This is a genomic window from Burkholderia pyrrocinia, from assembly GCF_001028665.1.
GTDB lineage: Bacteria > Pseudomonadota > Gammaproteobacteria > Burkholderiales > Burkholderiaceae > Burkholderia > Burkholderia pyrrocinia.
Genome location: NZ_CP011504.1, coordinates 2,310,588 through 2,337,069, shown reverse-complemented (window position 1 = coordinate 2,337,069; position 26,482 = coordinate 2,310,588). Strand labels below are relative to the sequence as shown.

Sequence of the window (26,482 nt, the reverse complement as noted above, 5' to 3'; positions counted from 1 at the left end):
CGTCGCCGTCATATTCTTATCGGCAATGCTTCGTTTGCGGGCGCGATCGCCCATGCGACGATTCTTCCAACCGAGCGGCACCGGCCGCTCTCCCGAAGACGTTTCGCATGGAGTCCGTTCGATGATTCGTTTCACCCGCTGGATCACCCGCACCGCCGCCGTCACGCTCGTCGCGCTGTCCGCCGCGTCGGCCTTCGCGCAGGGCGGCGCCGACAAGGTCGTGCGCATCGGCTATCAAAAGGCCGGCCTGCTGTCGATCATCAAGGCGCAAGGCTCGCTCGAAGCGCGGCTCAAGCCGCTCGGCTACAACGTCCAGTGGTTCGAATTCCCGGCCGGTCCGCAACTGCTCGAAGCGCTGAACGCGAACAGCATCGACTTCGGCTATACGGGCGCGCCGCCGCCCGTGTTCGCGCAGGCCGCAGGCGTGCGCTTCGTGTACGTCGGCGCGGAACCGCCGTCGCCGCACAACGAAGCCGTGTTCGTGAAAACCGATTCGCCGATCCGCTCGCTCGCCGAGCTGCGCGGCAAGAAGGTCGCGCTGCAGAAAGGCTCGAGCGCGAACTACCTGCTGCTGGAAGCGCTGAAGAAGGCCGGCGTGCGCTATGACGAGATCCGCCCCGTGTACCTGCCGCCCGCCGACGCGCGCGCCGCGTTCGAAAGCGGCAACGTCGACGCGTGGGCCGTCTGGGATCCGTATTACGCGGCCGCGCAGAATTCGCTGAAGATCCGTACGCTGTCCGACTACACGGGCCTCACGCCGGCGAACAACTTCTACGAGGCGACGCGCGATTTCGCGGAGCAGCACGCCGACGTGGTCGGCGCGATCCTGAAGCAGGCGCGCGAGACGGGCCTGTGGGTCAACAGGCATCCGGCCGAGACCGCCGCGCTGATCGCGCCGAAGGTCGGCCTGCCGTTGCCGCTCGTCGAGACCTGGATCAAGCGCGTGCCGTTCGGTGCGGTGCCGGTCGACGAGAAGATCGTCGCGGTTCAGCAGGGCGTCGCCGACGCGTTTTATGCGGCGAAGCTGATTCCGCAGAAGCTGAGCGTTGCGGATAATGCGTGGACGGATAAACGCGTGGCGACCGCGCTTGCGGCGAAGTAACGCGCGAACGCAGCACAGCGCGAACTCATTCGAGAACGGCCGACGGGCACCCTGCCCGTCGGCCTTTTTTGGTTCTTCCCGACTTTTCGGGAAACGTAGGGCGAACTGTCGGCGTTCGGCCATCTACCCGCACTCTCGAGCTGCCATTCAAACGTCGCTTCCGCCCAGACAATGGACCTTTGTGTGCGGATTTCGTCAGCCATGTAGTCGGCCGTTAATTACATCCCCGTTTCATTCTTGGCCCCAGGCGGCACCTGCGGCACGGCGTGCGGGCGACGCCCGCGGAACGCCGTGAATTTCGATGGGTTGCCGCGAATTCATTGCACGCGACCTATACTTTCAAAATCATTTCGTCCGCGACAAGGAGGCGCAATCGTGCCCTATGTACTTCGCGCGGCATCCCGCGCGGTCATTCACGCAAGACCCATGACTACTGTCGTATGAGGAAGGCATCATGACGCGCAAATACATCGATTGTCGGGAATTCCCGAGCGAAATGAATTGTTCCGTTGCGCTATCCGCGGATTCCGAAAACGAGTTGCTCGAGGCGGCCGTACAGCATGCGGTCGCGATTCACAAGCATACCGATTCGCCGGAGCTGCGTTCACAGCTGAAAACGCTGTTTCATGACGGCACACCACCTGTTGAAGCACCGCGTCACGCGTAACGCCGGCGCGACGGATTGAAGAGCAGCGACCGGCTCACGACGGCCGTCTGCCAGCAACGAATTTGTGTTGACCGTAGCTGCACATCTTGCCGATATCTTCTTCTGCGCGTGGTCCAGTCGGGCGGCTACGGAAGTTCGGCTATCGTGCGAATACCTCGCTGTCGGGCCGAACTCATACTTCCGCGTTCGGCCAGGAGCGGCCCTTCGGGGGTATCTCACGCATGACGACTACTGAGCCGAAGCGGCCATTACGAGTTATATACCCTCGTTTGGCAAGATCTCCGTCAGCAGCGCAAGTTCTATGGATAAAAGGTTTCGCCACGGTTCAGCATGTCGACGAATTCCTCGATTTTACGCGCCCTTGTTTCCGGCTTTTTCGCATTCTGTACCCGAAACAGAATGGCATAGCGGTTACGGCTGTTCAGTGTCGCAAAGAACTTCTTGGCCCCCGGATTTGCATCCAAAGCCACCTGTAGGTCGTCCGGCACGATCGAGTTGCTGGCCGATGTATAAGCCGCCTCCCAGCGGCCGTCCTTCCTGGCCTTCTCGATTTCGCGCATACCGGGCGGGTGCATTCTGCCTGCGGCGATCAGCGCATCGGCCCTGTCTTTGTTGAGTTTGGACCAGATGCTTTTTGCGGAGCGTGGGGTGAAGCGTTGTAACCAGTATTTCTCGCTCTCAGCCCGCTTTTGACCATCGATCCAGCCATAGCAGAGCGCGCTTTCCAACGCCTGTTCGTAGGTTACGGTTCGCTGCCCGGTGCCTTTTTTCGCTAGACGCAGCCATGCTCCGGTCGAAGTGCTGCCGTTTTGCGCTAACCAGCTTTCCCATTCGGTCTGACTGGTAAATGTTAGAGCGCATTCGGTCATGTCACTCTCCTGAATGGTTGAGTACATGTGCGGGGAAGGCGTCCGCAGTCTAGCAGCGTTTATGCGGACATCAGCGTCCGTGGTGCGACCAAAGACCGGTCGCTCAGTAGCCGCTATCCCGTCGGCTGGTTCGGGTCGCGAGCGCCCGGCCGCGAGCCGCCGCCAGGGCGCGGCGACGGCCCTCCTCGAAATGTCGCGTCAGCGCGCAGCCTCGCCGTCGCGGGGCGATGATCCCCGGCGGCCGACGGAGTTCAGGCTGCTGCCGCCTTATGCATCGAGTCGTGCTGATCGCCACCCAGGATACCGACAAGATCGGTCAACATCTGCGCCAATTCGCCCGTCATCAGCGTGACATCCGAGTCGAAGCGCTCATCGTCGTTCTGCGCGGTGGGATCCGTCGCCTCCTTGATCACGTCGAGCGGCGTGACACGCTTGATCGTCAGCGACGGTGTCAGCACGAAGGAGATCCGGTCGTTCCAGGTCATCGCGAGGCGCATGCATTGTTTGCCGGCCTCGATGTGCCGGCGCATGTCGTTCGCTTCCAGCGCGTGGCCGACATATCGCACCGTGGCACCGCCTTCGCCGCTCGAGCGCAACTCGGCGTCCTGGTCCACGGTGAATCCGCCCGGCGCCTCGCCGGACAGCAGCCAATCCGTCATCGCGGCGACCGGCGAAAGCGCCACCTGAACGCCGGCGAGCGGCAACTGATCGATCGATTTGACGAGCAGGCCGCGAACCTCGTCGGCAAGAGCCTGTGCAGCGGCATCGATGACGAGCCAGCCGTTCGCCGTATCGATCCACACGCGGGTATCGCGGCGAATGGTGAACGCGCGCGGCAGCAGTTCGTCGGTCACCTGCTCCTTGAGTTCGCGCAGCTGTTTTCGCCCCACCTTGAAGCCCTGCTGCTCCTCGACTTCAAGCGCCCGGGCCTTGGTCACCTGATTGACGACCGACGCCGGGAGCAGCTTCTTTTCGGCACGAAACACCAGCAGCATCTGCCGGTTGATCGAATACACGAGCGCGCCGTCGTCACGCGGCGACGCCCATCCGTGGCGCTGCATCTCGACGCTGCTGCCCGGCTGAAACGCGTGGGGCGCCAGCCATTGTTCCATCTGATCGGGGGTAACGGCCCAAGGTGCCGGAAGACGATGAAGCTGAAGATTCTTGAACCACATAGGAGTACGGGCAAAGCGCACCATTCTATATGACGGGGGCGCTTCCCGGACATAAAGAGACAGTCGACGGTTGTATCAAGATTGATGACAATGAGAAGATGCTTGGGATTGGAGTCGCCGCTGCCGCCAGACAAACCAGATTCGGAGACGCCAATAAGCTATGGCGCCTACCACTACACGGATATAACCATTCCAACAAAGGCAAGACAATGATGACTTCCAGCGATGACCTGACCAGTCCAGCGCGGCTCCTGCGACTCGCCTCATGGGTGATTGCAATCGTCTTCGCCGTCTTTCTGAACATGCTCGGCAGTCTCGTGATCCGCGACATGGCGTTCGCGCCGAGGGGTGGGCCGCCCGTCATCGAGCAATTCGCTGATGCTCCGGCGAAAGCGCGGCTGGACGCAGCGCGGCGCGATCTGCAGGCGCAGCACGACAGGCTCGCCGAGAAGGCTGACACGATGGAGGTGGCGCGCGGACGCGCCGCGAAGGAGTACGCGGCCGAGAAAGAAAGTTTCCGCAACTGGCTGGCAACCCGCTCGGTGACGGGAGACAGTGCGAGGGACCCGGACATTCTGGCGAGAAACCGCAAGCTCGATACGCTCCAGGCAGTGGTGATCAACTGGCAGCATCAGATCGATGCGATCGGCGACCAGCAACGGGCACTGGCATCGCGGCAGGCTCAAGTGGATACGCAAATCGCCGACGCGGACGCAGCAGCCGAAAAGCGCTTCGAAGCGGCGACCCGGCATTACGAGTTACAGGTGTTCGGACTGCGGCTTGCGCTAACGTTACCGATATTGCTGGTTGCGATCTGGCTGTTCATCCGCTACCGCAAGGTGCGCTACTGGCCTTTCGTGTATGGTTTTGGCCTGTTTGCACTGAGCGCGTTTTTCATCGAACTGGTCCCGTACTTGCCGAATTTCGGCGGCTATGTCCGGGTCCTGGTCGGCATTGCGCTCACGGTATTCGCCGGCCTCTACATGATGAAGACGTTTCAGCGTTATGCCGAACGCAAGCGGCTCGAATTGCAGCAGGATCAGGGAGAACGCGCACGCACGATCGGATACGAAAAGGCCGTCCGTTCACTCGAAAAAAAGCGCTGCCCGTCATGCGACAAGCAATGGAATCTCGGCGGCGACGACTCCACGTTCTGCGTGCATTGCGGATTGCGGCTCTTCAATGTATGCGGATGCGGTGGCCGGAATTTCTTCTTCTTCCCGCATTGCCATCAATGCGGTGCTGCGCAGGGAAATGAGTTGCCAGCGTCATCCGAATGACGGTCAGCGTGTTTGCAACACGCAGCCGGCCTACGACCGCTTTGGAGAACTGTCGATGTCTCTTGCGGGTCGGTTTGGCACGTCGCGGACCGCCGGAACGGCAATCGGCCGGGTTCGGCCAGTTTCGGTCAGTCGCGCCGGAGCTTCGAATCGTTGACAATTCGCGATACGAAAGTCGATCGAAGGTATCTCTCGGCTTGCAGCCCAGGATCAAAAGCCCGGCGCTGGCCGCCAGTGAACAAATGGTGGGTACGGTGCACCGTTGAGGAAGGCTAGAAATACTTCCACAACCTGGTCGGCCATGAACCATTCATCTGAGCGCATCGGAATGCTGCCCGCTCCGAAGACGAGGATCGTGCCATCTGGACGCACAGGAGAAGGTTTGTCGTGAAACGCCCTCCATCGTTGGGCGCCGAACTCGAAACGCTCGATCATACAGCTGACACCGCCGCCCGCTACCTGCACATAGTTGCCGGCAGCGTCAGTCAATGACGCATAAGAGGACTTGCCAAAGCTTCGCAGTGATTTCAGCACGCGGGTAATCTGTATTGGAGTTGGCGTGATGATTCCCGCTTTCCCCTCGATGTCGAATTTCATTTGCTGACTTTTCCCGCTCCCGCTCAACCAGATACGAATCCTACCAGCCCCGAAGCCCTACACGGTCGCCGCTATTGGCAAACTTGGCGGGCCGCTCCGGGTCGGCAACCGCCGACTACATGCGGCGGTTTGCGGCCAGGAGCGGACTAGTCGACAACCGCTACACAAAGCGGCCATTGGCGTCGTCCGCAATCGCGAAGGACGATCTAAAATGAACTTCTGGCAGTCGGATTGTATTGAAACCACCCAATGAACATCGATCGTTCTCGCGTCTACGATTCGTCGGATGACTTTTTTTTCCTCGATGGAAGCATTGTGATGAAGCTTTCTACCGACGCGGCAATTGCAGTTTGTGAGCGGGCGGCCCAACACGGCTTGGTTGTCGCTCGAATCGAAGGCGGCATATGGCATTTCCCTGGATTCGAAGCGAGGGTCGATTGCATTTGGGATGGTGCTGATCCTCCTATTGATCTGGAGGCTGCGGAACGCAATAACCAAAGGGCAGCCGAGTTCATTAGATCGGAGAGCCCTCCGCACGATGTTTTCTTGATGACGGCCCCGCCGATGACAGGCTGGAAATCCAGACGGCCACGCGGCTTTTGACGCCCCCATGATGCATCTCGACCACCCGGATTTACACCCAGGTCACGGCCCCGCTCATTCCACGGTAAACGTTCGCTTTGCCAAGACGTCAAGGTCCGCAACGGGTCGACGACAGTCGACCGCGTGGGGCGGTAGCCGGCCACCAGCTGACATTTGGCTTCTGAAGTCGAAATGCTGGCTTCTCGGCTATCTCCGGCCGCTCCTGATATGAGACCCTCCCGGACAAGCGCACGTCTGCTGCCGAGCAAGCGAGCAGACTATTTCCCCGCCGACAGATCCGGGAGAGACAGGAAACGAGGGCATTCGCCTCCAAGGAATAGGCCGACTATCAAACTCAAACTCGACTACGTTGGCGTGTCGTTGCGAATACCCATCACGTAACGCGCATTGCGCGCCACGGACGGGTCGGGATCGGCGGCCAGCCGGGCAAGCAGGGCGGACGCCGCGCCATTGAATTCGGCGAGCGCCTGACAAACACGTACACGGGTCTGGACATCGGCTGGACCGTCCGAGATCGCTGCTTCAAAGCGCTCCACAATCTGCTTTGCGATCGCAGGGTCTTCCGCCAAATCGGCTAACGCATCGGCCGCCTCGACATCGTGAGTCCCGCCAAGAACCTGCTCGATCAGCAGGGGAATGGCGTCGCGTATCCCCCATCCGCCAAGCACCCGCGCAGCGCGATACCGCACGCGCTCCGCGGGGTCAAGAAGCGAGCCACGCAAGGTCTCCACCGCATCGGAACCGCCGAGTTTCGCCAGCGCGAGCACGGCCCGTTCGCGTACTGCCGGATCGGGCTGTTGAAGCGCCGCGCCAAGTACGCTGGCGCCGCTGCCTACGGTTCTTCCCAGCGCCCAGTGCAGCGCACCTGCGACATTCGGCTCCTGTTCCTGGAGCAGTGCGTGGGCGATGAGTGCTGCAAGCGGGGCATCGCTGGACGCGGCGTCAAACGCAGCACGCTGTCTCTCAGGCGCATGCGTCGACTCCAGTCCTTTCAACAGATGCACGACCTCAAGCACTGCTGACCAATCATCGGGAGAGGTGGCGGACACAGAAGTCAGCCGGCAAAGCAACGCTTGCTCTGCGGCCAGCCGCTCGCGGCTGCGAACCATCAGCGCGTCAATGAGCACATCGGGGTGAGGCGCCTGTTGGCTGAGCGCCTGACGCACCTCGGCCAGCCCAAGGCCCAGCGAACGCAGGCTCTCCACCTGGAACAGGCGCAAGGCATCGGCTTGCGAATACTCGCGGTATCCCGCTTCCGTACGTCCCGATGGGCTGACCAGTCCGATCGCGTCGTAGTGCCGCAGCATGCGCGCGCTGACGCCGGAACGATTGGCCAACTCGCTGATGCGCATCACTTGTCTCCGGTGTCATCTGGTTCACGCCGCGTCGTGTCTCGGCCTTGGCTCCCATCGAGCCTCGAAGATTCTAACAAACCGCCAACGGCTTCCATCACCTCGGCCAACACGTGGCTCATCACATCGATCGCCGTCAACCCGCCTATTCATCGGCGTAGGGCAACGGTGCACCTGCGCGCCACGCATCGGCTGGATCGAGCACAAACGCACTCTCCGGGTCCGTGATGAGCCTGAGGCTCGCGCAGGCATGAACGCGAACCGCCGGGTCCGTGTGTCGGGCCGCCGCATCGAGCGGGGCCATGGCGTCGTCTCCAAGCATGAGTAAGGCCCGGCTCAGACTCCGCTTGAGGTCCTTGTCGCCGCGGCCCAGCTCGCGAACCAGTTCGCGTGCCAAGGCGGCTCGTTGCCAGGTCGGCACCAGCCCCGCCGCGGTGCGCCACGCAGTTCGTGCCACCTCCGGATCGGGGTCATGTAGATGCCCGCTTGTGATCGCTGACCAGGTTGCGGGGTCGCCGATCTTCGAGAGCGTATGCAGCGCCTGGCTACGCGCTTGCGCCAACGGCGAGCGCAGCTCGTCAAGCAGCAATGGCAAGGTCAGATCCTGCGCATGCCGGGTGAGCGCCCAGGTGAGCATGTCGCGAACGAAGAAATCCGGTTCGACACCGCAACGCTTCACCAGTAGCGTGATCTGGCCTGGATCGGGAGCCGTGCCGGCACCAAGCGCAGCCGCAAGACGGAGCGAAGCGTCCGGATGCTCGAGTGCCGTGGTCAGTGCGTGACGGGAAGTCGGGGGATAGTGACGGGTCATGAACGCCTCCTCGCCCGACAGTGGACGCCTTGTCACTGTGACAAGGTCAAGCGTTTTCGGGCGAGGGGCGAATTGCACGCCCAGGCAGCCGTTCGTGGGGCCGATTACCGCCTCCTCCGCGGGTGAGGGGCGGCGGGCGGACAATATCGGTCACTCGAAATTTCCCGAAGAAATGACCACGTGGGTGCACTCAAACCCCTGCTTGTCGCACCAGGCAGTCAAACGAACCGTGTTCAGGTCCGAATAGCCAGTACCGTCTTCGCGTATGACGATCAAGGTGTTGCGGCCGATTGGGCGAAGCTCGGTGTCGGTCCTGCAGTAGGCGTGGGTGTCGACGAGCTCCGAGACCGCATCGTCGAGAACTACTCCATGTTTCTTGTGGATAATTTCGGAGAGGGAGAGATCCAGCTTGAGGGGGGCGGGTTGCAAAGTGAGGGACTTGGCCACGTCAACGGCTGCTGCGGAGAGCTGTCTCGGCTCCCAATCCGTGGCCCCAGGGCGCTTGAGGTCTTTCTCTGAGAGTTCGTGTGTACTAAGTTTGAAGACACCCTTTCCGTTTACAGATTCGCCTCGCATGACGATGAGTTCCGCAAGGTATTCATGATCCAGATCCGTGCCGAACGGCATCGGGACGCCACAGATAATCGAAATCTTGGTCCAAAGGAATTCCAAGAGGATGCGCGCGACATTGTTCCGGCCTGACGCTAGAAGAACCCATCCCCCATTTGGGGCACGGCACAGGTACGGTTGCCCCGTGCACTTCACCAGACTGAAGGTACCGGCGGTAATGAGTGCCGGCAAGATTTCTGGCAAATTCTTTGCCAACGCGCCTATGTTGGATTGGGTGAATTTGAGCATTGCCGAGCGAAGACCATGCTCGGTGGCGTAGCCGTTAAATCCCAGAAGCACCGCCACCGGGGCGTAGCTTTGGCGGAGAAGGGTGACAAAATTGATCCGATCCGGCTCTGGGAGGCTGAGTGCGGCCTGTGTACTGAGAGGCCCGACGCGGCCAGTGAGCATCTCGTACGACTCTCGTGCCGACCTTATGTCGAAGTACTCACCTGCGTCGAGCCTAGCTCGGACATCTACATCGCAGTAGCGCAGGATGTCTGCCAGATGCGTGACGCCCTCGGCTAGTGCTGTGCTCTCCAGGGTCTTCTTGACTTCGAGCACACACAGAACCTGACATGCCGGATAGATGTATTTATCGGTTAGGCCGTAGCGCCGCCCCTCTCCTTGGACGAGCATGCCATCTATCTGTTTGTGACAGCCTTCAATGAACCCAGAAACGACGCGCAGATCCAAGCCGGGCGGCAGAACGAATTGTTGGTCGATGCCTTCTTTTGCGATCGCCTCGTAGGCGCTGCCGAGCGTCGGCATATGCTGCATCGAGATGGCCTCGACCTTCTCACTCTCTTTAGCAATGAAGGCGGTCAGGATATCTGAGGCGTTCTTGATCATGGTGCGAGATTGTCGATTAATTTAAGGATTGTTTTTGCAGCAGCTAGTGGCAGACGTGGGCGAAGTCAAAAGTTCGCCGCGTGAATTGCCCCCAGACACAAGAAAGCCCGCTTCGAGCGGGCTTTTTTTCTAACCGATGTAGTTCGGTCTCTGATTCCGAATAGCCTCCGAAACCTCCGTAATCGTATCGAAGCAATATCGCACAAATTTGTCGTCAACTTCGATCAAGGTCGCAACTTCTGCTGTATCGCCCTCGTTAAAGAAATCCTGTCCAGGCAACTTCACACGGAACGGTAGTTGGCCAGCTTTCACACAGAGAGCGTTATAGCTCTTTCCGTGACCGTGCTTCAAGACATTAATTGCGAAGTACAAGTCTTCGAATCGTTCATTTAGGTCTGTCAATCCGGCCTGGGTAAGAATGGCCTTTGCCTCTTTGAATCCGTCCGCACAGGCTAGTCCGTCCTGCAACCGAGCCTCAAAAATTGAAAAGACACCGATCGCATGAATTACCTTCTCAAGCTGTACCGCTTGCAGCGTTTTGATATATGTCGTCGCGGCGCTTGTTTGCAGTGCCGCCGTAGCCGCCGTCGTAACTTCCTCCAGCTTTGAAAGTATGAACTCTGTGTTTCTCAGTGCTAGTTCGGTGTAGCTGTGCATTTCGTTCTCGATGGTGGTCTGTGTTTGGCTAACTACGGGCTCTTCGACAAGCTTAAGGCATAGCGGACGTCCTATCAAAGATCGGAATCCTTCCAGTCACGTCGAATGACCGCTTTGTAGAGTGCCGACTGTCGCCTTCGGGTCGGGAAGCGCCATCCACGGAAATCCGCGAAGCGCCTTTTTCTTGACACACGACGGGCAATCAGCACCCGCTCATTGATCCGGCGAAGTCACGCGCAGCGCATGAAAAAAGGCCGGCAGTCACCCTGCCCACCGGCCTTTTGCATTACGTAGCCATGCGCACCGGCCTACTTCAACGCCCCCGCCACCTTCTTCTGCCGCCACAGACACAGCAGATCGCACGCGACATGCGCGGCCGCGATCGCAGTAATGTCCGCATGATCGTAAGCAGGCGCCACCTCGACCACATCCGCCCCAACCAGATTCACCGCCCCGAGCGCACGCACGATCGCCAGCGCCTGCGCTGACGACAACCCGCCCGCAACTGGCGTCCCCGTCCCAGGCGCGAACGCCGGATCGAGGCAGTCGATGTCGAACGTCAGGTACGCGGGCCGCGCGCCGACGATGTCGACGATCCGCTCGACCGCCGCGCGTGAACCGTGGTCGTGCACCCACGCGGCATCGAGCCGCTCGATCCCGAGAAAGTCGTCGTTCCACGTGCGGATGCCGATCTGCACCGACGTGGCGGGATCGATCAGCCCTTCCTTCACGGCCTTGTAGAACATCGTGCCGTGATTGAGGCTGTCCGGATCGTCGTCGGCCCACGTATCGCAGTGCGCGTCGAAATGGATCAGCGACAGCGGCTTGCCGTAGCGCTCCGCGTGCGCGACCAGCAGCGGATACGTGATGTAGTGGTCGCCACCGAGCGTCAGCATCTTCGCGCCCGAGCGCAGGATCGTGCGCGCATGCTCGACGATCGCCGGCTTGATCGACAGCGGGTTGTGCGCATCGAACCAGCAGTCGCCGTAGTCGATGGCGGCAAGGTCGTCGAACGGATCGAAGCCCCACGGATACGGATTGAGTTCCGCGAGCTGCACGCTCGCCGCGCGGATCGCGGCCGGCCCGAGCCGCGCGCCGGAGCGATAAGTCGTCGCGAGGTCGAGCGGCACGCCGGAAATCGCGACGTCGACGCCGTCCAGCGCGCGAGAGTAATTGCGGCGCATGAACGACAGCACGCCCGCATAGGTGTTTTCGATCGAGGAGCCGTATGGCGTCGTGCGACGGATCGCACCGTCGCCGCGGAGAAGTTCGGTCATGGTCGGACCTGTTTTCGTGGGAGCCGGCTCCGCCCCGCTTTGCATTGGCGCGCGGGCCGGGCACGGCATGGATTCATCGGGCACGCACCGGCTTGCGCATCCAGTCGCGCGGCCGGGCGGGACAACGACAACGGCAATACCGCGGCGATCATAGCAAGCCGAATTGGAGTCGTTGCCCCGGTTCGGCGGGGGCAACGCGTTGAAGAAATCCGGCGGCAACGCCCGCGCATCGAAGGCCGGCATCGCCGGATCGATGCAGCGGCGGGCTCACGCCTGCGCAGCCGTCCCGACCGCGTCCTAGAAGGATTCGCCGGTTTTCGCCCGCCCTTTCTTCCGGATAATGGCCGCAGCCGCGCCGCCGACGGCGCGCCGTCCACCGCAGACAACAACAAACCGGAGACACCCGCCTTGATCGCCACGCTTCCCGCCACCTACCGCCGGCTCTGGCCGCTCGCCGCCGCCGCCGCGCTGCTGTACGGGCTGTCGCTCGCCGCCGCGCCCTATCCGGGCCAGGCCGCCGCGAAAGCCGCGATGGGCATCCTGCTGCTCGCGGCAGGCAGCACCTGCGGCGCGCCGCGCGAACGCGCGTGGCTGTGCGCAGCGCTCGCCACGGCCGTGCTCGGCGACGTGCTGCTCGCGCTGTCCGACTGGCCGCTGTCGTTCGTCCTCGGCCTCGGCGCGTTCCTGCTCACGCATCTCTTCTATTGCGCGATTTTCTTCCGCTGGCGCGCGCGGCCGCACGGCTGGCGCATCGCCGCGCTGGTCGGGCTTTGGATCGCCGCGCCGGCGTTCTACCTCGCCTTCCTGCCGCACCTCGGCGAGCTGCTGGCGCCGGTCGCCGTCTACATGCTCGTGCTGTGCGCAATGGCGAGCTTCGCGCTCGCCGCCCGCACGCACGGCCCGCTGGTGGCCGTCGGCAGCCTGGTCTTCGTCGGCTCCGATACGCTGATCGGCGTCGGCCGCTTCCTCGGCGGCTTCCCGGGCATCGATTACCTGATCTGGGGCCTCTACGCGCTCGCGCAGGTCACGATCGTGGCCGGGGTTTTCCATGAGACGGCCGCCCGATCGATCCGCCCCTGATTCCGTTTCAAACAGGCCGCCGCACGCCGGCGGTCTCGTCCACCGCTTCTCTTGCCCCATCGACGGGCCTTTCCGTGAATTCCGCAATGCGGAAACCGGCCTGTTCCAAACCCCGCTCAGCCTTTTCCCGCCTGGCTTCCGGCCCTTAGAGCGCCGCTTCTAGCCTCTTGCGGTTTCCGGGCTCACCCTCTATCGTTACATCAAACAATGTAACATTCGAAAATGAGCCAAATCGGAGACACCCGGATGAATGCTCGCACGTTGCCTTTCGGTCCGCCCGGCCACGACGGCCTGGACGAAACCATCGACATCGCCATCATCGGCACCGGCTTCGCCGGTCTCGGGATGGCGATCCGCCTGCGGCAAACAGGCGTGACCGACTTCGTCGTCCTCGAGAAGGCCGCGTCGGTCGGCGGCACGTGGCGCGACAACCATTACCCCGGGTGTGCATGCGACGTGCAATCGCACGTCTATTCGTTCTCGTTCGCGCCGAACCCGCGCTGGACGCGCATGTTCGCGCCGCAGCCGGAGATCCGCGCGTATCTGGAAGACTGCGTGCAGCGCTTCGGGATCGGCCCGCACCTGCGCCTGAACCATGAACTGCAGCGCGCCGAGTACGACGAGGCCGCGCAGCGCTGGCGCCTCACGTTCGCGAACGGCAAGCGGCTGTCCGCGCGCGTGCTGGTGTCGGGGATGGGCGGCCTGTCGCGCGCCGCGCTGCCGGCCATTCCCGGCGTCGAGAATTTCCGGGGCCGCGCGTTCCATTCGCAGCAGTGGGATCACGACTACGCGCTCGAAGGCAAGCGCGTCGCGGTGATCGGCACCGGCGCGAGCGCGATCCAGTTCGTGCCGCAGATCGCGCCGCGCGTGAAGGAACTCGCGCTGTTCCAGCGCACGCCGCCGTGGATCATGCCGAAGCCCGACCGCAACCTGACCGGGTTCGAGAAATGGCTGTTCCGCACGCTGCCGTTCACGCAGAAGGCCGTGCGCAGCGGCATCTACTGGATGCTCGAATCGCGCGTGCTCGGCTTCGCGATCCATCCGTCGCTGATGAAGAACGTGCAGAAGCTCGCGCTGCGCCACATCCGCAAGCAGATTCCCGATCCTGAGCTGCGCAAGACCGTCACGCCGAACTACACGCTCGGCTGCAAGCGCGTGCTGATCTCGAACGACTACTACCCGGCGCTGTCGCGCAAGAACGTCGACGTGATCACGACCGGCATCGACCATATCGAAGCCGACGCGGTCGTGACGACCGACGGCCGCCGCCATGAAGTCGACTGCCTGATCTACGGCACCGGCTTCCAGGTCGCCGATCCGTATCCGCGCGGCGCGATCGTCGGCCGCGGCGGCCTCGACATCGTCGACGCATGGCGCGACGGCGCGCACGCGTATCTCGGCTCGACGCTGCCCGGCTACCCGAACTTCTTCATGATCGTCGGCCCGAACACGGGGCTCGGGCACAACTCGATGGTGTTCATGATCGAGTCGCAGATCGAATACATCCTTGGCGCGCTGCAGGCGATGCACCGCGAGCGCGCGGACGCGATCGAGGTGCGCCCGCTCGTCGAGGCGCAGTTCAACAGCGACCTTCAAGGCAGGCTGAAGAAAGCGATCTGGTCGACGGGCGGCTGCAAGAGCTGGTATCTCGACCCGCGCACGGGCAAGAACACGACGCTGTGGCCGGGCTTCACGTGGCGCTTCCGCCAGGCGACCGCGCGCTTCTCGATCGCCGACTACCACGCGTATCGCGCGCCGCAAAACGACACGATCGCGCGGCCCGTCACCGCGCCCGCCGCTTCCGCATCCACTTCCGCCGAAGCGGCCTGAGCCAGACAAGGAGCCATCGACATGAGAGATTTCGCCAACAAGGTCGCCGCGATCACGGGTGCCGGCTCGGGCATGGGCCGCTCGCTCGCGATCCAGCTCGCGCAGGCCGGCTGCCATGTGTCGCTCGCCGACAAGAATGGCGTCGGCCTCGCCGAAACCGAACGGATCGTCCGCGCGATCGCGCCGAACGTGCGCGTGTCGACGCGCGTGCTCGACGTCGGCGAGCGCGACGCGATGTTCGCGTGGGCCGACGACACCGCGAAGGAACACGGCAAGGTCAACCTGATCTTCAACAACGCGGGCGTCGCGCTGTCGAGCACGATCGAAGGGATGGAATACAGCGATCTCGAGTGGATCGTGAACATCAACTTCTGGGGCGTCGTGCACGGCACGAAGGCGTTCCTGCCGCACCTGAAGGCATCGGGCGACGGCCACGTGATCAACACGTCGAGCCTGTTCGGGATCTTCGCGCAACCGGGCATGAGCGGCTACAACGCGACCAAGTTCGCGGTGCGCGGCTTCACCGAATCGCTGCGCCAGGAACTCGACATGATGAAGTGCGGCGTGTCGGCGACCTGCGTGCACCCGGGCGGCATCCGCACGAACATCGCGCAGGCCAGCCGCGTGTCGAAGAACATGGTCGGCTTCATGGTCGCGAGCGAGCAGCAAGGCCGGGACACGTTCGAGAAGTTCTTCATCACGACCGCCGACGACGCCGCGCGCACGATCCTCGCCGGCGTGCGCCGCAACAAGCGCCGTGTGCTGATCGGCCGCGATGCGAAGGCCGGGGACTGGATGGCGCGCGTCCTGCCGTCCGCGTACCAGGCGCTCGTCGTGCTCGCGACGCGCCGCGAGGCCGCGAGAGCCCGCCGCGACGCCGCACGCGGCACGCCCGCGCCCGCACCGCTGCACGCCACCTACAACAACGCAGGTAATCAGGGAGGAGAACAATCATGACGACCCCGAACATGATGCCCGTGCGGCGCGACATCCGTTTCGCGCTGCCGCCGGAACACGCGAAGGACTGGCACGTGCAGGGCGTGCCGGTCACGCACTTCATGAACGCGCTGTCGCTGCTGTTCCCGGCCGGCGAACGCTTCTTCATGGATTCGGTGCGCAACTACCGCGACCGGATCGAGGATCCCGAGCTGAAGAAGCAGGTGCTCGGCTTCATCGGCCAGGAAGCGATGCACACGCGCGAACACATCGAATACAACGACCTGCTGCAGGCGTCGGGCCTGCCCGCGCACAAGCTCGACAGGCGCCTGTGGACGATCCTCGGCTGGTTCAAGAAGGCGCTGCCGCATTCGATGCAGCTCGCGATCACGATCGCGCTCGAGCACTACACGGCGATCCTCGCGAACCAGTTGCTGTCGGGCCACGAGCACCGGATCGACGGATCGGTCGAAGGCTACCAGCAGATGTGGATGTGGCATGCGATGGAGGAAACCGAGCACAAGGCCGTGTCCTACGACGTATGGACCGCCGTGATGAAACCCGGCCTTGGCAGCTACCTGCTGCGCACGGGCACGATGCTGACGACGACCGTGTTCTTCTGGACGATCGTGTTCGACTTCCACGTGCGCCTGATGCGCGCGCACCGTCGCGAACACGGCAAGTTCGGCGGCATGTGGCGCCTCGTGAAGTATCTGTACGGCCCGAAGCACGGCGTATTCCCGAGCATCGCGCGCGAATGGCTCGACTACTTCCGCCCGGGCTTCCATCCGTGGGACCACGACAACCACCAGTACCTGCAGGGGCTCGACACGCTGCTCGAGAACATCGACGCGACCAACGCGCGCTACGCGGCGCAGGCCGCCCCGCGCCGCGTGCCGCTGCATCCGGTTCCGCAGGCATGACGCAATGGCGCGCGCACACGAGATGCTGACCGTCCAGTCCGGCGACGTGAAGCTCGCCGTCTACGTAAGCGGATCGCGTCGCGCGCCGCCGCTGATCCTCGTGCACGGCTACCCCGATTCGGCGGCCGTGTGGGCGCCGATCCGCGCGCGGCTCGCGAAGCGCTACCGCGTGATCGCGTACGACGTGCGCGGCGCCGGCGCGTCCGATGCGCCGCGCCGCCGCGCCGACTACACGCTCGCGCGGCTCGCCGACGACCTGAAGGCGGTGGCCGACGCGACCTGCGGCGGCCGGCCGTTCCACCTCGTCGGCCACGACTGGGGCTCGATCCAGTGCTGGGAGGCCGTGACCGACCCCGCGTTCCGCGGCCGGATCGCGTCGTACACGTCGATCTCGGGCCCGTGCCTCGATCACGTGTTCCGCGCGAAGCTGCGGCTCAAGCAGAGCCTGAAATCGTGGTACATCGCGTTCTTCCACCTGCCGCTCGTGCCGTCGCTGGTGTGGCGGCTCGGCGGTGCGGCGCTGTGGCCGCGCTGGCTGCAGCTCACCGAGCGCGTGCGTGCCGAGCGCGATCCCGTGCAGCTGAAGAATGCGCTGAACGGCCTGCAGCTGTATCGCGCGAACTTCATCGCACGGGCGCGCAAGCCGCGCGAACGGTACGCGCAGGCGCCCGTGCAGATCCTGGTGCCGGTGCGCGACCGTTATGTCACGCCCGAGATGTCGGTCGACCTCGACCGCTGGCTCGGCGACCACGTGCGCGAGGAAATCGACGGCACGCACTGGATCGTGCTGCGCCACCCGGACATGATCGCGTCGCGGATCGACCGTTTCGCGTCCGCGCAGGAGCGGCCGGCGGTCACGAACGCCGCGGTTCAGCGCCCCGTCGGCGCTGGCAGGCGTCTGAACAGCGTCTCGTAGTCGACGACGAGCCCGTCGGCGTCGATGTCCATCTCGGCCGTGAAATTCCGGAAGATGCCTTCGTAGCGGTAGCGCCGGCCCGGCTCGATGCATGCGTAGGCCTGCTTGACCGGCGTGACCTTCAGGTCCGGCGTCGAGACATACGCGACGTCGATCGGCCGCCGCTCGCCGCGCGCAAGCCCGAGGCGGCCGATCGGCAGCGAATTCGTGAACGGCGTTGCGGCGATGTCGATGTCGATGCAACCGTCGAGCTCGGTTAGCGCGCGGCCCGCGCCGTCGTGCCAGTGGCCTGCCCCGTCGCCGCGCAATTCCAGCGTGCCGCCGCCCATCACCTTGAGCACCGCGTATGTCACGCGCCAGTGCGGATCGCATTCGACGCGATACGCGAGCCCGTATGCGCGGCCGTACCGCTGGCCGACCACCGCGCTTTCGACGACGATCCCGCCGCCGCTCCGGTCGAACGTCAGATGTTCGACCCCGTCGCCTTCTAGCGACGCCCAACGCACTTCGCGCATCGTTCCGCCTCCCGGTTTCCTTGATGCGGGGCATCGTCGCACAAATTCCCGAACGAAGACGCCAACAAACGCGTACTTGCGCGGAAAGGCTAGCGATTGCCCAAATTCGCTACCGAAACCGACAAATTGCCCAAAAACCGTTAACGCAGGCCGGCTGGCATCGCCACGCCCCAGTTCGGGGCATCACCCACAAATCCTGACTATCCAGGATTCCCTATTCCGGTGCATGGAATTGTGTCCTATGCTCGCGGCTCGTCCTGTTCGGCCGCCATCATGCCTACCGCCCGCCCCGCTTCGCCGTCGATCGACCTGCGCATCCTTCTGCGCGGCATCGGGCAGATCGTACTGCAGGCGAATGCGCTCACCGGCGCGATGCTGCTCGCCGCGCTGGTGTTGACCGACATACGGCTCGCGTGTGCGGCGCTGATCGGTTCGGCCGCCGCCAGCATGACCGCCGTGCTGACGGGCGCCGAGCGGCGCGACGTCGAACAGGGGCTGCACGGCTTCAACGGCGCGCTCGCCGCGCTGATTGCCGTGCTGTTCGCGCCCTATTCGCTCGCTGCCCTGGCGTTGATCCCGCTGGTCGCGATCGGCGCGGCACTCGTGCAGCGCGCGACGCGCGCGCCACTCGCCCGCTGGCGCCAGTGCCCGTATTCAAGCCCGTGCCTGGCCGTCACCGCGCTGTGGCTGCCGTTTGTCGTGCTGCAGCATGCGGGCGACGCCGCGGTCGGCGCGGCACTGACGCCGTCTTCCGTCGCCGACGCGCTGCTCTCGGGCGTCGCGCAGACGACCTTCGCGCAAGGCGCGTGGCCCGGCGCGCTGATTGTCGCCGGCATCGCCGCCGCGTCGCGCCGCGCCGCCGCATTCGCGCTCGGCGGCGCAGTCGTGTCGACCATACTGCTGCTCGCGCTCGGCGCGAACGGCACGTCGTTCGCCGACGGCCTGCTCGGCTTCAACGGCGCGCTCGCCGCGCTCGCGCTGATGCCGCGCGGCCCGCGCGCGGCGTTCGCGGCCGCCGCACTCGCCGCGTTGATCCAGTGGCTCGCGACGCGCGCGGGCATCCCCGCATTCACGGCCCCGTTCGCGCTCGCGTCGTGGGTCACGGTGGCCGTCGCGCGCCGCTTCACCCTCGGAGAACCCGATGTCGTCATTCGCACACCGTCCTGATACCGTGAAACCCGGCGGCCCGATCTCGGACGCCGAACGCCGGCTGCGCGTCGACCTCGCCGCCGCGTATCGGCTCGTCGCGCTGAACGGCTGGGACGACCTGATCTACACGCACCTTTCCGCGACCGTGCCGGGCGAACCCGGCCACTTCCTGATCAACCCGTTCGGCCTCGCGTTCGACGAGGTCCGCGCATCGAACCTCGTGAAGATCGACCTGGCCGGCAACCGGATCGGCGACAGCGAGCACGCGGTCAACGTGACGGGCTTCGCGCTGCACGCGGCCGTACATGCCGCGCGCGCCGACGCCGTGTGCGTAATGCATCTGCACAATACGGCCGGGATTGCCGTGTCGATCCAGCGCGACGGGCTGTTGCCCGCATCGCAGCACGCGCTGCGCTTTCACGGCGACCTCGCGTACCACGACTACGAGGCGCTCGCGTTCTCGCCGGCCGAAGGCGCGCGTCTGACCGCGAGCCTCGGCGCGAAATCCGCGATGCTGCTGCGCAATCACGGCACGCTGACGGTCGGCCGCACCGTTGCCGAAGCCTATGTACTGATGGATACGCTGATCAAGGCGTGCGACATCCAGGTCCGCGCGCAGGCAGGCGGCGGGCCGCTCGTGCTGCCCGACCCGGCCGTCGCCGACCGCACCGCCGAACAACTGCGCGACGGCGGCGCGATCGAAGGCGAACTGGAATGGCCGGCGCTGCTGCGCCGGCTCGACCGGATCGACCCGTCGTATCGCGACTGACGCCGCACCCCTCGCCACAATCGCGGCCGAATCGTTCAAACCCAACCGGAGCACCTGTCATGCCGACTTTCAATATCCAGCTCTTCGAAGGTCGCACCGTCGACCAGAAGCGCGAATTCGTCGAAGCAATCACGCGCGTCACGTGCGAGACGCTCGGCTGCGCGCCGGGCTCGGTCGACATCATCCTGACCGACGTGAAGAAGGAGAACTGGGCGACGGCCGGGAAGCTGTGGAGCGACGAGCGCTGAGCGTGAAAACCGGAGTCGCTTCCGCGCCGCCAGCATCGCGCTGAGTCACCCCCTGCAGCGCCGCGCCACGGGCGCGGCAGGCTCCCGCTTCACGCGCCCTCCCGTTGTGCGCCCGCACATCGCTTTGTCACGCAATCGGCGCATAATGCCGGACAGACGCAGCAGCCAATGGCCACCCGGGAGACCGCCATGGAAGCGAAGAACGAGGAAGTCGTCGCACACCTGCTCTCCGACGTCGTCGAATTCGCGCGCGGGCGCCTGCCCGAAGCCACGTTCCGGATCGTCGAACCTTTCCTGCGTCATTACTACGATTTCGTCGACGCCGACGATCTCGAGAACCGCGGCATTGCCGACCTGTACGGCGCCGCGATGGCGCACTGGCAAACCGCCCAGAAATACGTGCCCGGCAGCGAGCGGCTGCGCGTGTACAACCCGATCCTCGAGCAGCACGGCTGGCACTCCGACCACACGGTCATCGAGATCGTCAACGACGACATGCCGTTCCTCGTCGACTCGGTGACGATGGCCGTCAACCGCCTCGGGCTCGCGCTGCATTCGGCGCTGCACCCCGTGTTCCGCATCTGGCGCGGCGCCAACGGCGGCATCGAGCGCGTCGACGCGGGCGGCGCGACGCCCGGCGATGGTCAATCGCAGCTCGCGTCGTTCATCCATTTCGAAGTCGATCGTTGCGGCGATGCAGCGCTGCTCAACACCTTGCGCAACGACATCGCGCACGTGCTCGGCGACGTGCGCGCATCGGTGGAAGACTGGCCGAAGATCGTCGACATCGCGCGCGCGACGATCAAGGACATGAAGGCGCGCGAATCGACTGCGGAAGACATCGAGGCGCGCGCGTTCCTCGAATGGATGTCCGCCGATCACTTCACGTTCCTCGGCCACCGCGACTACGCGCTCGTGTCGGACGGTACCGGCTTCGGCCTGCGCGGCATCGAGGGCACCGGCCTCGGCATCCTGCGCGAATCGCTGCGCACGTCGGGCGCGCCCGACGTGACGCCGCTGCCGCCGGCCGCCGCCGACATCATCACCGGCTCCTGGCCGATCTTCCTGACCAAGGCGAATTCGCGCGCGACCGTGCACCGGCCCGGCTATCTCGACTACGTGGGCGTGAAGCTCATCGGCGCCGACGGCAAGGTCACCGGCGAGCGCCGCTTCATCGGGCTCTACACGTCGACCGCATACATGGTGTCGAGCGCCGAGATCCCGATCGTGCGCCGCAAGTGCGCGAACATCGTGCGGCGCGCGGGCTTCCTGCCGAAGGGGCATCTCGGCAAGTCGCTCGTGACGGTGCTCGAAACCTACCCGCGCGACGAACTGTTCCAGGCCGACGAAGACCAGCTCTACGACATCGCGCTCGGCATCCTGCGGCTGCAGGAACACCAGCGCACGCGCCTGTTCGTGCGCCGCGACCGGTTCGACCGCTTCGTGTCGTGCCTCGTGTTCGTGCCGCGCGACAAGTACAACACCGACCTGCGCCGCCGCATCGCGAAGCTGCTCGTCGACGCATACAACGGCGTGAACGTCGAATTCACGCCGCTGCTGTCGGAATCGGCGATCGCGCGCATTCATTTCGTCGTGCATGCGGAACCGGGCACGATGCCCGACGTCGACACGCGCGAGCTCGAAACGCGGCTCGTGCAGGTGGCGCGCCGCTGGCAGGACGATCTCGCCGACGCGCTGCTCGACGCATTCGGCGAAGAGCAAGGCAACCGCCTGCTGCAGCGCTATGCCGACTCGTTCCCGGCCGGCTATCGCGACGACTATCCGGCGCGCACGGCCGTGCGCGACATCGAGTTGATCGAGCGCGTGAAGGATACGGGCCAGCTCGCGATGAACCTGTACCGGCCGATCGAGGCCGAGGCGCGCGCGTTCCGCTTCAAGGTCTATCGCGCGGGCGACCCGATCGCGCTGTCGCGCAGCCTGCCGATGCTCGAGCATCTCGGCGTGCGCGTCGACGAGGAACGGCCATACCGGATCCAGACGCAGGACGCCGCGCACGCATGGGTGCACGACTTCGGGCTCGAGCTCGCCGACGATACCGAGTTCGACATCGAGCGCGTGAAAGGCCTGTTCGAGGATGCGTTCGACAGGATCTGGAGCGGCCGGATCGAGAACGACGACTTCAACCGCCTCGTGCTGCGCGCGCACCTGAGCGCGCGCGAAGTGACGATCCTGCGTGCGTATGCGAAATACCTGCGGCAGGTCGGCTCGACGTTCAGCGACGCGTATATCGAGCGCGCGCTGACCGGCAATCCGGCGATCGCGCGACAACTCGTCGAGCTGTTCCTGCTGCGCTTCGATCCGCGCACCGGCGACACGCGCGACGTACAGGCCGAACGGCTGCTGAAAGCGATCGAAGCTGCGCTCGACCAGGTGCCGAACCTCGACGAGGACCGCATCCTGCGCCAGTTCCTCGGCGTGATCAACGCGACCGAGCGCACGAACTACTTCCTGCTCGACGCGAACGGCGAATCGAAACCCTACCTGTCGTTCAAGTTCAATCCGGCGAAAGTGCCGGGCCTGCCCGAACCGAAGCCGATGTTCGAGATCTGGGTGTATTCGCCGCGTGTCGAGGGCGTGCACCTGCGCGGCGGGCGCGTCGCGCGCGGCGGGCTGCGCTGGTCGGATCGCCGCGAGGATTTCCGCACCGAGGTGCTCGGGCTGATGAAGGCGCAGATGGTGAAGAACGTCGTGATCGTGCCGGTCGGCTCGAAAGGCGGCTTCGTCGTGAAGAACCCGCCGCCGCCGAGCGATCGCGAAGCGTGGATGCGCGAAGGCATCGCGTGCTACCAGACGTTCCTGCGCGGCCTGCTCGACCTCACCGACAACCTGGTCGGCAACGCGATCGTGCCGCCGCCCGACGTCGTGCGCCACGACCCCGACGATCCGTATCTGGTCGTCGCCGCCGACAAGGGCACGGCCACCTTCTCCGACTACGCGAACGCGATCTCGCACGAATACGGCTTCTGGCTCGACGACGCGTTCGCGTCCGGCGGCTCGGTCGGCTACGACCACAAGAAAATGGCGATCACCGCGCGCGGCGCGTGGGAATCGGTGAAGCGGCACTTCCGCGAGATGGGCATCGATACGCAGACGACCGACTTCACGGTGGTCGGCGTCGGCGACATGTCGGGCGACGTGTTCGGCAACGGGATGCTGCTGTCGCCGCATATCCGGCTCGTCGCCGCGTTCGATCACCGGCACGTGTTCCTCGACCCGAACCCCGATCCCGCGATCAGCTTTGCGGAGCGTCAGCGCATGTTCGCGCTCGAACGGTCGAGCTGGGCCGATTACGATCCGGCCGCGATCTCGGCGGGCGGCGGTGTGTATCCGCGCACCGCGAAGACGATCCCGCTGTCGCCGGCCGTGCAGGCCGCGCTCGGCATCGACGCACAGGCACTGCCGCCGACCGAGCTGATCCGCGCGATCCTGCAGGCGCCGGTCGACCTGCTGTACAACGGCGGCATCGGCACCTACGTGAAGGCCGCGCGCGAAACCCACCTGCAGGTCGGCGACCGCGCGAACGACGCGGTGCGCGTGAATGGCGCGGACCTGCGCTGCAAGGTGGTCGGTGAAGGCGGCAACCTCGGCTGCACGCAGTTCGGCCGCATCGAGTTCGCGCAGCGCGGCGGCCGCATCAACACCGATGCGATCGACAACTCGGCCGGCGTCGATTGTTCGGATCACGAAGTCAACATCAAGATCCTGCTCGGGCTCGTCGTCTCCGACGGCGAGATGACCGAGAAGCAGCGCAACGCGCTGCTCGCGGAGATGACCGACGAAGTCGGGCTGCTGGTGCTGCGCGACAACTACTACCAGACGCAGGCGCTGTCGATCGCCGGCCGTTATGCGGTCGAGCTGCTCGACGCCGAGGCGCGCCTGATGCGCTGGCTCGAACGCGCGGGCCGCCTGAACCGCGTGATCGAATTCCTGCCGACCGACGACGAAGTCGCCGAGCGGCAAGCCGCGAAGCTCGGCCTCACGTCGCCGGAGCGCGCGGTGCTGCTCGCGTACAGCAAGATGTGGCTCTACGACGCGCTGCTCGAATCCGACGTGCCGGAAGATCCGCTCGTCGCCGCGATGCTCGTCGACTACTTCCCGACGCCGCTGCAGCAACGCTTCAGCGAACCGATGCGCCGCCATCCGCTGCGCCGCGAGATACTCGCGACGCACCTGACCAATGCGCTCGTCAATCGCGTCGGCTGCGCGTTCGTACACCGGCTGCTGGAGGAAACCGACGCGAAGCCGGGCGACATCGTGCGCGCATGCATCATGGCGCGCGACGTGTTCGACCTCGATGCGGTATGGCGCGACATCGACGCGCTCGACAACCGCGTCGCCGACGACGTGCAGGCGCGCATGTTCGTCGACGTCGCGCGGTTGCTGGAGCGCGCGGCGCTATGGTTCCTGCGTCATCTGCAGTCCGGCGCGGTGGCCAACGGCGGCGTTGCCGAGTTGATCGCGCGCTGCCGCGACGCCGCGCAGCGGCTCGCGCCGCAACTGCCGTCGCTGCTGCCGGCCGACGCGCTCGATGCGTTGTCCGAGCGGCAGCGCGTGCTGGTCGAAGCCGGCGTCGACAGCGCGCTCGCGGTGCGTGTCGCGAGCGGCGACATCTCGGCCGCGCTGCTCGACATCGCCGAAGTGGCCGCGACCTGCAACCGCAGCCTCGAACTCGTCGCAGGCGTCTATTTCTCGCTCGGCACGCTGCTCAATTACGGGTGGATCGGCGAACGCGCGTCGACGCTGCCGACGCCGACGCACTGGGACATGCTCGCGCGTGCCGCCGCACTCGCGGAAATCGCTCGCCTGAAGCGCACGCTCGCGACGAGCGCGCTCGCGGAATCGCCGGATTCGACCACGCCGGAGACGATCGTCGGCGCGTGGCGCGAGCGCCGCGAGGCCGCGCTCGCGCGCTACGAGCACCTGCTCGCGGACTTGCGCGCATCGGGCGGCGCCAGCCTCGCGGTGCTGCTCGTGATCGTGCGGGAGATGGCCGTGCTCGAACGCGCGTAACGGTTCGGGCAGGGTCAGACCGTCGCGACCAGCAGCTCTTCCGCGTTGTTCGGCGGCCGCAGGCCGTCCGTGCGATCGGCGAAATAGCGGCGCGTCAGCTCCGCAGCCGACACGTGCCCGGCTGTCGCAAAGCCGGCCTCCAGCGCGAGCGCCTGGATCTGCGCAGGCATGAAGAAGCTGATGAACGGCGTGCCGCTCGCGCGCGCGCCCTTCGCGGCCATTTCGAGCCCCGGGCGCACGTCCGGGTCCGCGTTCTCCAGCGGCAGCAGGAACGTCATCGCCAGCGTCGAGCCCGGCGCGAGCGACGCGACTTCGCGCAGCGCGGCCGCGTTCGCTTCGCGCGTCAGGTACATGCTGACGCCGGTGGACACCACGACCGCCGGCTTGCCGGCGTCGAAGCCCGCGCCGACGAGCGCAGCGCGCCACGACTGCTTCGCCTCGAAATCGACCGGCACGAAGCGCAGCCAGTCGGGCACGCCGAAGCCGAGCTCGACCAGGCGGCGCTGCTTCCATGCCTGCGGCGCCGGCGGGTCGACTTCGAAGACGGTCACGCGCGACGCCATGTCGGGCCGGCGCTGCACGAAACTGTCGAGGCCCGCGCCCAGGATCACGTACTGGCTCACGCCGCGCGCGGCCTGCTCGACCACGAGATCCTCGATGAAGCGCGCCCGCGCGACGATCGACGCGCGAAACGGCCGCGTGAACTGCGGATCCATGTCGCCGCGCTGCTGCCAGCCCGGCGCCGGCGCGAGCAGTCGAAGCCCGACTTCATCGGCGAGCACGTGCGGCGGCGCGTCGAGTTCGACGTGCAGCGCGCGCCACAGTGCTACGCGTGCGGCGGTGCTGTCGGGGGCGTCTTCGCGGGTATCGGTCATAGCGGCCTCACGCGCCCTGCTTGCCCGGCGCCTGCAGGCGCCACACGCGACCGTCGGGATCGCGCACGGTCATGTCGCGCGTGCCCCAGTGCGTGTCCTCGAACGGCGTGACGACATCGACGATCGGCTGCGGCCGCACCGCCTGCTCGTCGGGCACCTTGAGCACGACCTGCATGCCGGGCGTCTCGCCCGGCGGCACTTCGGCGATGAACAGAAACGGGCCGTCGCCGCTGCGGAGCTGGCCCGAGTTGTGATCGGTTTCGAATTCCAGCGTGAAGCCCAGCGCCTGGAAGAACTTCGCCGACTTGCCCCAGTTGTGCGTCGTCAGGTACACGGCTTCGATTCGCTCGGATGACATG

Annotated in this window: 24 protein-coding genes; 13 read left to right on the top strand and 11 right to left on the bottom strand. The window is 64.9% G+C overall.

Going from position 1 to position 26,482, the window contains the following annotated elements; all coding sequences use genetic code 11:
- Nucleotides 1-121: 121 nt before the first annotated feature.
- Nucleotides 122-1,102 carry a sulfonate ABC transporter substrate-binding protein gene (locus ABD05_RS26615; protein WP_047902968.1) on the top strand — a complete coding sequence of 327 codons (981 nt, stop codon included), beginning with the start codon at nucleotides 122-124 and terminating at the stop codon, nucleotides 1,100-1,102.
- Between the two features lie 454 nt (nucleotides 1,103-1,556).
- Nucleotides 1,557-1,769 (top strand): DUF1059 domain-containing protein, encoded by a 213-nt coding sequence (locus tag ABD05_RS36755; protein WP_065501713.1) that lies wholly within the window; start codon nucleotides 1,557-1,559, stop codon nucleotides 1,767-1,769.
- Nucleotides 1,770-2,068: 299 nt separating this feature from the next.
- Here the strand turns inward: ABD05_RS36755 and ABD05_RS26610 are convergent, their stop codons facing one another.
- Both ABD05_RS26610 and ABD05_RS26605 read right to left on the bottom strand, forming a co-directional pair.
- Nucleotides 2,069-2,638 carry a YdeI/OmpD-associated family protein gene (locus ABD05_RS26610; protein WP_047903826.1) on the bottom strand — a complete coding sequence of 190 codons (570 nt, stop codon included), beginning with the start codon at nucleotides 2,636-2,638 and terminating at the stop codon, nucleotides 2,069-2,071.
- A gap of 251 nt (nucleotides 2,639-2,889) precedes the next feature.
- On the bottom strand, nucleotides 2,890-3,813 hold the full coding sequence (locus ABD05_RS26605; RefSeq protein WP_047902967.1) for a recombination-associated protein RdgC: 924 nt from the start codon (nucleotides 3,811-3,813) through the stop codon (nucleotides 2,890-2,892).
- 212 nt (nucleotides 3,814-4,025) lie between these two features.
- On the opposite strand from ABD05_RS26605, the gene ABD05_RS26600 reads away from it, so the two are divergent.
- Nucleotides 4,026-5,093: a hypothetical protein gene (locus ABD05_RS26600; RefSeq protein ID WP_175804787.1), complete on the top strand. Its 1,068-nt coding sequence runs from the start codon at nucleotides 4,026-4,028 to the stop codon at nucleotides 5,091-5,093.
- Nucleotides 5,094-5,303: 210 nt separating this feature from the next.
- Here ABD05_RS26600 and ABD05_RS26595 read toward each other — a convergent pair whose 3' ends face one another.
- Complete coding sequence (locus tag ABD05_RS26595) at nucleotides 5,304-5,690, bottom strand: hypothetical protein (protein WP_047902965.1); 387 nt, start codon at nucleotides 5,688-5,690, stop codon at nucleotides 5,304-5,306.
- 249 nt (nucleotides 5,691-5,939) lie between these two features.
- On the opposite strand from ABD05_RS26595, the gene ABD05_RS36750 reads away from it, so the two are divergent.
- Nucleotides 5,940-6,293 carry a colicin immunity protein gene (locus ABD05_RS36750; protein WP_082146230.1) on the top strand — a complete coding sequence of 118 codons (354 nt, stop codon included), beginning with the start codon at nucleotides 5,940-5,942 and terminating at the stop codon, nucleotides 6,291-6,293.
- A 344-nt stretch (nucleotides 6,294-6,637) separates the two neighbouring features.
- Here ABD05_RS36750 and ABD05_RS26590 read toward each other — a convergent pair whose 3' ends face one another.
- From ABD05_RS26590 to speB, 5 genes are all read right to left on the bottom strand, one after another.
- Nucleotides 6,638-7,645 (bottom strand): HEAT repeat domain-containing protein, encoded by a 1,008-nt coding sequence (locus ABD05_RS26590; RefSeq protein ID WP_047902964.1) that lies wholly within the window; start codon nucleotides 7,643-7,645, stop codon nucleotides 6,638-6,640.
- A 145-nt stretch (nucleotides 7,646-7,790) separates the two neighbouring features.
- Nucleotides 7,791-8,456, bottom strand: coding sequence for a HEAT repeat domain-containing protein (locus ABD05_RS26585; RefSeq protein ID WP_047903825.1), 666 nt, complete (start codon nucleotides 8,454-8,456; stop codon nucleotides 7,791-7,793).
- Between the two features lie 150 nt (nucleotides 8,457-8,606).
- Nucleotides 8,607-9,917, bottom strand: a complete 1,311-nt coding sequence (locus ABD05_RS35350) for a DUF6602 domain-containing protein (protein WP_053059978.1) — start codon at nucleotides 9,915-9,917, stop codon at nucleotides 8,607-8,609.
- Between the two features lie 129 nt (nucleotides 9,918-10,046).
- On the bottom strand, nucleotides 10,047-10,574 hold the full coding sequence (locus ABD05_RS26575; protein ID WP_047902963.1) for a hypothetical protein: 528 nt from the start codon (nucleotides 10,572-10,574) through the stop codon (nucleotides 10,047-10,049).
- A gap of 308 nt (nucleotides 10,575-10,882) precedes the next feature.
- Complete coding sequence (gene speB / locus ABD05_RS26570; protein WP_047902962.1) at nucleotides 10,883-11,851, bottom strand: agmatinase; 969 nt, start codon at nucleotides 11,849-11,851, stop codon at nucleotides 10,883-10,885.
- 408 nt (nucleotides 11,852-12,259) lie between these two features.
- Here speB and ABD05_RS26565 point away from each other — a divergent pair, with 408 nt between their 5' ends.
- From ABD05_RS26565 to ABD05_RS26545, 5 genes are all read left to right on the top strand, one after another.
- On the top strand, nucleotides 12,260-12,931 hold the full coding sequence (locus ABD05_RS26565) for a lysoplasmalogenase (RefSeq protein WP_047902961.1): 672 nt from the start codon (nucleotides 12,260-12,262) through the stop codon (nucleotides 12,929-12,931).
- A gap of 246 nt (nucleotides 12,932-13,177) precedes the next feature.
- Nucleotides 13,178-14,761 (top strand): flavin-containing monooxygenase, encoded by a 1,584-nt coding sequence (locus tag ABD05_RS26560; RefSeq protein ID WP_047902960.1) that lies wholly within the window; start codon nucleotides 13,178-13,180, stop codon nucleotides 14,759-14,761.
- Nucleotides 14,762-14,782: 21 nt separating this feature from the next.
- On the top strand, nucleotides 14,783-15,718 hold the full coding sequence (locus tag ABD05_RS26555) for an SDR family NAD(P)-dependent oxidoreductase (RefSeq protein ID WP_047902959.1): 936 nt from the start codon (nucleotides 14,783-14,785) through the stop codon (nucleotides 15,716-15,718).
- Entirely contained in the window at nucleotides 15,715-16,620 is a 906-nt protein-coding gene (locus ABD05_RS26550; protein WP_047902958.1) for a metal-dependent hydrolase, read from the top strand. The genes ABD05_RS26555 and ABD05_RS26550 overlap by 4 nt, the downstream gene beginning before the upstream one ends.
- 4 nt (nucleotides 16,621-16,624) lie before the next feature.
- Nucleotides 16,625-17,536: an alpha/beta fold hydrolase gene (locus ABD05_RS26545; protein WP_047902957.1), complete on the top strand. Its 912-nt coding sequence runs from the start codon at nucleotides 16,625-16,627 to the stop codon at nucleotides 17,534-17,536.
- Here ABD05_RS26545 and ABD05_RS26540 read toward each other — a convergent pair.
- Nucleotides 17,491-18,051, bottom strand: a complete 561-nt coding sequence (locus ABD05_RS26540) for a putative glycolipid-binding domain-containing protein (RefSeq protein WP_047902956.1) — start codon at nucleotides 18,049-18,051, stop codon at nucleotides 17,491-17,493. The genes ABD05_RS26545 and ABD05_RS26540 overlap by 46 nt on opposite strands.
- 273 nt (nucleotides 18,052-18,324) lie before the next feature.
- On the opposite strand from ABD05_RS26540, the gene ABD05_RS26535 reads away from it, so the two are divergent.
- The 4 genes from ABD05_RS26535 to ABD05_RS26520 all read left to right on the top strand — a co-directional run bounded on the left by ABD05_RS26535 (nucleotide 18,325) and on the right by ABD05_RS26520 (nucleotide 25,248).
- On the top strand, nucleotides 18,325-19,218 hold the full coding sequence (locus ABD05_RS26535) for an urea transporter (RefSeq protein ID WP_047902955.1): 894 nt from the start codon (nucleotides 18,325-18,327) through the stop codon (nucleotides 19,216-19,218).
- Nucleotides 19,193-19,969, top strand: a complete 777-nt coding sequence (locus ABD05_RS26530) for a class II aldolase/adducin family protein (protein ID WP_047902954.1) — start codon at nucleotides 19,193-19,195, stop codon at nucleotides 19,967-19,969. The genes ABD05_RS26535 and ABD05_RS26530 overlap by 26 nt, the downstream gene beginning before the upstream one ends.
- Before the next feature lie 59 nt (nucleotides 19,970-20,028).
- Complete coding sequence (locus ABD05_RS26525) at nucleotides 20,029-20,217, top strand: 4-oxalocrotonate tautomerase (protein WP_011354745.1); 189 nt, start codon at nucleotides 20,029-20,031, stop codon at nucleotides 20,215-20,217.
- Nucleotides 20,218-20,406: 189 nt separating this feature from the next.
- Entirely contained in the window at nucleotides 20,407-25,248 is a 4,842-nt protein-coding gene (locus tag ABD05_RS26520; RefSeq protein ID WP_047902953.1) for an NAD-glutamate dehydrogenase, read from the top strand.
- A 14-nt stretch (nucleotides 25,249-25,262) separates the two neighbouring features.
- Here ABD05_RS26520 and ABD05_RS26515 read toward each other — a convergent pair whose 3' ends face one another.
- Nucleotides 25,263-26,123 carry a class I SAM-dependent methyltransferase gene (locus tag ABD05_RS26515; protein WP_047902952.1) on the bottom strand — a complete coding sequence of 287 codons (861 nt, stop codon included), beginning with the start codon at nucleotides 26,121-26,123 and terminating at the stop codon, nucleotides 25,263-25,265.
- Nucleotides 26,124-26,130: 7 nt separating this feature from the next.
- Nucleotides 26,131-26,481 (bottom strand): VOC family protein, encoded by a 351-nt coding sequence (locus tag ABD05_RS26510; RefSeq protein WP_047902951.1) that lies wholly within the window; start codon nucleotides 26,479-26,481, stop codon nucleotides 26,131-26,133.
- Nucleotide 26,482: the final 1 nt, after the last annotated feature.